3 protein-coding genes are annotated in these 4,141 nt (G+C 70.9%); all 3 read left to right on the top strand.

The genetic code is table 11. The annotated features are described in order from the left end of the window. Positions 1–459: 459 nt before the first annotated feature. Positions 460–1,812, top strand: coding sequence for a nucleotide sugar dehydrogenase (locus DQW06_RS11185; RefSeq protein WP_117198403.1), 1,353 nt, complete (start codon positions 460–462; stop codon positions 1,810–1,812). A gap of 4 nt (positions 1,813–1,816) precedes the next feature. Further along, positions 1,817–2,800, top strand: a complete 984-nt coding sequence (locus DQW06_RS11180) for an NAD(P)-dependent oxidoreductase (protein WP_013155706.1) — start codon at positions 1,817–1,819, stop codon at positions 2,798–2,800. Positions 2,801–2,898: 98 nt separating this feature from the next. Continuing rightward, positions 2,899–4,125, top strand: a complete 1,227-nt coding sequence (locus DQW06_RS11175; protein ID WP_117198402.1) for a class I SAM-dependent methyltransferase — start codon at positions 2,899–2,901, stop codon at positions 4,123–4,125. The last annotated feature ends 16 nt before the right edge of the window (positions 4,126–4,141 follow it).

Raw genomic sequence — 4,141 nt, 5'->3', positions numbered from 1 at the left:
AGTGGGTCCGCTCCGCCTGCGTCGCGATCAGCACGCGCACGGCCGTCGCCTCCGTCCTTCGTGTGCGGTCCCGCGCACCGGGTCGGGAACCGGGGCGCTCCCGGTTCCGCCGCCCCCGGTGGCGGGCCTGTTACCTTTCCGGCGGGCGGTCCAATCACCGCGCAACCGGGTTTGCCAAGAGCCGCTTCCGCGCGGATATCATTGCCCAGCCGATCCGGCCGGTGCTTTATCTGTCCTCGACAAAGGGGATTGTAGAGAAGCTGGCTGTTCCGATTCCGACGATGATTCCCTCGATGTTGCCCCGTGCGTCCCTGGCCACGGGAAGTAGTGAAGAAAGAGTGGGAGAATCCGGCCTCCGGGCCAGGTGAATGGCCGGGTACGGAACCCGACTTTTCTCGTCAAGGTCCCTCCGGACCTGTTTTCCCTGTAGCGCCGGGCTGAGAGTCGAATGGAGATCGTATGCGTTTCCTGCTGGACCGGGAGGAGATCACCGTCTCGGTCGTCGGCCTGGGGTACGTGGGGTCGTGCGTGGCCGCGAGCCTGGCGTCCAACGGGGTGAACGTCGTGGGCGTCGACGTGGACGCCCACCCGGTCGAGGAGATGGAGACGGGCCGCTGCCACCTCAAGGAGCCCGGACTGCCCGAACTGGTGGCCCGGGGGCGGGACGCCGGGCGCCTGCGCGCCACGACCGACTACTCCGCGATCTCCTCGGCGGACGTGGTCGTCGTCGCGGTCGGCACGCCGGTCCGGGAGGACGGCACCCTCGTCGAGACCCAGATCAGGAGCGCGGCCGCCGAGGCGGGCCGCCACCTGCGCCGCGGGCAGCTCCTCGTCTTCAAGAGCACGGTCCCCCCGGGCACGACCCGTGATCTCGTCGTCCCCCTGCTGGAGAGCGGCGGGCTGACGTGCGGCGAGGACTTCGGTCTGGCCTTCTGCCCTGAGCGGCTGTCGCAGGGCAACGCCCTGGCGGAGATCCGGGAGCTGCCCGTGGTCGTCGGCGGGTGGGACGCGGAGAGCGGGGCCGCCGCCGCGAGGTTCTGGGAGTCCCGGCTCGGCGTGCGGACCGTCGTCTGCTCCTCCATGGAGGCCGCCGAGACGGTCAAGCTCCTCAACAACTGGTGGATCGACCACAACATCGCCCTGGCCAACGAGCTGGCCCGCTTCTGCACGTCGATCGGGGTGGACGCGATGGAGGTCATCGCCGCCACCAACGAGGTGCCCAAGGGCGGAGGGACCATCAACGTCCTCTCCCCGGGGGTCGGAGTCGGAGGCTCCTGCCTGACCAAGGACCCCTGGATGCTGTGGCGCTCCGCCCGGGACAGGGGCGTGCACCTGGGAACCGTCGTCTCGGCCCGCGGCGCCAACGACGCGATGCCCGGCTACGTCGCGGGGCTCGTCACCGAGGGGCTGGACGCGCTGGGAACCCCCGCCGAGCGGGCCCGCGTGGCCGTGATCGGGCTGTCCTTCAAGAACAACACCGGCGACCTGAGGTCCACGCCGACCCTGCCCGTGGTCGCCGCGCTGCGCGACGCCGGGGCCGACGTGGCGGTGTTCGACCCGCTCGCCGACCCGGACGAGGTCCGCAAGACGTTCGGCCTGGAGCCCTCCCCCTCGGCGGAGGCGGCCGCGACCGGGGCCCACTGCCTCGCCGTGCTCGCCTGGCACGACGAGTTCGCCGCACTGGACATGGCGGCCCTGCGCCGCCTCACGGCGCGGGAGTGCCTCCTCCTGGACGGCAGGGCCCACTTCGACGACCAGACCGTCGAGTCCCTGACGGGGCTCGGTTTCACCTACCGAGGGATCGGACGGTAGACACGTGGCACGCGCCGTAGTGACCGGAGGGAACGGCTTCGTCGGAAGCCACCTCGTCGACCGGCTCCTCGCCAGGGGCGACGAGGTCGTGGTCTTCGACACGAGGGGGGCCCGGCCCGCGCCCGCCCCCTCATGGAAGGAGGTCGAGTACGTCCGGGGCAGCGTCAGCTCCTCCGAGCAGCTCGCCAAGGCGATCCGCGGGGGCGTGGACGTGGTCTACCACCTCGCCGCCGTGGTGGGGGTGGACCGGTACCTGGAGTCCCCCATGGAGGTCATCGACGTCAACTTCACGGGGACGCGCAACGTCCTGGACCTGGCCGAGCGCGCCGGGGCCAAGGTGGTCTTCGCCAGCACCAGCGAGGTGTTCGGCAAGAACCCCGACGTCCCCTGGAAGGAGGACGCCGACCGGGTCCTCGGCACGACCTCGGCGAGCAGGTGGAGCTACTCCTCCAGCAAGGCCCTGGCCGAGCACCTGACGTTCGGCTACATGGGCCGGGGGCTCAACGCCTCCATCGTCCGCTACTTCAACCTCTACGGGCCGCGCCAGCGCCCCGCCTTCCTCGTCAGCCGCAGCCTCCACCGCGCCCTGCGCGGCGAGCCCCCCGTCGTCTACGACGAGGGCGGCCAGACCCGCAGCTTCACCTACATCGACGACGCCGTCGAGGCGACGGTCCAGATCGGCACCCGTCCGGAGGCGGACGGCGAGTGCTTCAACGTCGGCAGCTCGGACGAGGTCACCATCCGCGAGGCCGTGGACCTGATCGTGGAGCTGACCGGCGGCAAGGTCGTCCCGACCTCGATCGACACGCGCGACAGGTTCGGGCACTCCTACCAGGACCTGGACCGGCGCATCCCCGACGCGGGGAAGATCCGCTCGCTCCTGGGCTGGAAGAGCACCACCTCGCTGCGGGAGGGGGTCGCCCGGACCATCGAGTGGGCCGAGGAGAACCCCTGGTGGCTCGAACAGCCGGAGAACACCACCGGCTGACCCCGCCGCGGCCGGTGCGCCACCGCCCCGTCCGCGCCCGGGCCGCCGAGTCCGGCGCGCCCGTCCGACGACGTCCGTGAGAAGCCGAGGAGTTGAGGTTGGTCCCCACCACCACGTGCCGTGTCTGCGAAGGAACGGTCACCCAGTTCATGGACTTCGGCCGCCAGCCGCTGTCCGACGCCTTCCGGGCGCCCGACGACACGAGCGAGGAGTTCTTCTACCGCCTCGCGGTCGGGCTCTGCCCGGACTGCCAGATGGTGCAGTTGATGGAGGAGGTGCCCCGGGAACGCATGTTCCACGAGGGGTACCCGTACTACTCCTCGGGCTCCACCGTGATGCGCTCCCACTTCGAGGCGACCGCCGAGAAGCTCCTCGCGGAGCACCTGACCGGCTCCGACCCCTTCGTGGTCGAGCTGGGGTGCAACGACGGCGTCATGCTGGAGACGGTGGCCCGCGCGGGCGTGCGCCACCTCGGGATGGAGCCCTCCGGAGCCGTGGCCGAGGTCGCCCGCGGCAAGGGCGTGCGCGTGCGCAACGCCTTCTTCGAGAAGGTGACGGCCCTGGAGATCCTGGCCGAGGACGGGCCCGCCGACGTCGTCTACGCGGCCAACACCTTCTGCCACATCCCCTACGTGGACTCGGTACTGGAGGGGATCGGGGAGCTGCTGTCCCCCGGGGGCGTGTTCGTCTTCGAGGACCCCTACTTCGGTGACGTGAGCGAGAAGGCGTCCTTCGACCAGTTCTACGACGAGCACTTCTTCCTGTTCACCGCCTCCTCCGTGCGCAACATGGCGCGCAGGTTCGGCCTGGAGCTGGTCGACGTCGAGCGTCTGCCCACGCACGGGGGCGAGCTGCGCTACACCCTGGCACGCGAGGGCTCCCGGGCCGCCTCCCCCGCCGTGGAGGCGATCCTGGAGGAGGAGAGGAAGCGGGAGCTGACCTCCCCGGAGTCGCTGGCCTCCTTCGCGGACCGGGTGCGGGGCAACTGCGACCGGCTCGTGGAGGAACTGCGCTCGCTGCGCGACCAGGGCCTGCGCGTGGTGGGCTACGGCGCCACCGCCAAGAGCGCGACCGTGCTCAACTTCTGCGGGATCGGCCCCGACCTGCTGGAGTTCGTCTGCGACACCACGCCGGCCAAGCAGGGGCGCCTGACGCCGGGCTCCCACGTGCCGGTGCGCGACCACGGCGCGTTCACGGCCTCCTACCCCGACCGCGCCCTCCTGCTGGCCTGGAACCACGCCGAGGAGATCATGGCCAAGGAGGAGGGGTTCCGCGAGGACGGGGGACGCTGGATCCACTACGTCCCGGACGTCACCACCGTGTGAGGTCCACCCGCCCGCC

The organism is Nocardiopsis sp. TNDT3 (assembly GCF_003427465.1).
Lineage (GTDB): Bacteria > Actinomycetota > Actinomycetes > Streptosporangiales > Streptosporangiaceae > Nocardiopsis > Nocardiopsis dassonvillei.
Note: the sequence above shows the minus strand (reverse complement) of the source record. Positions and strands in the feature narration are given on the sequence as shown.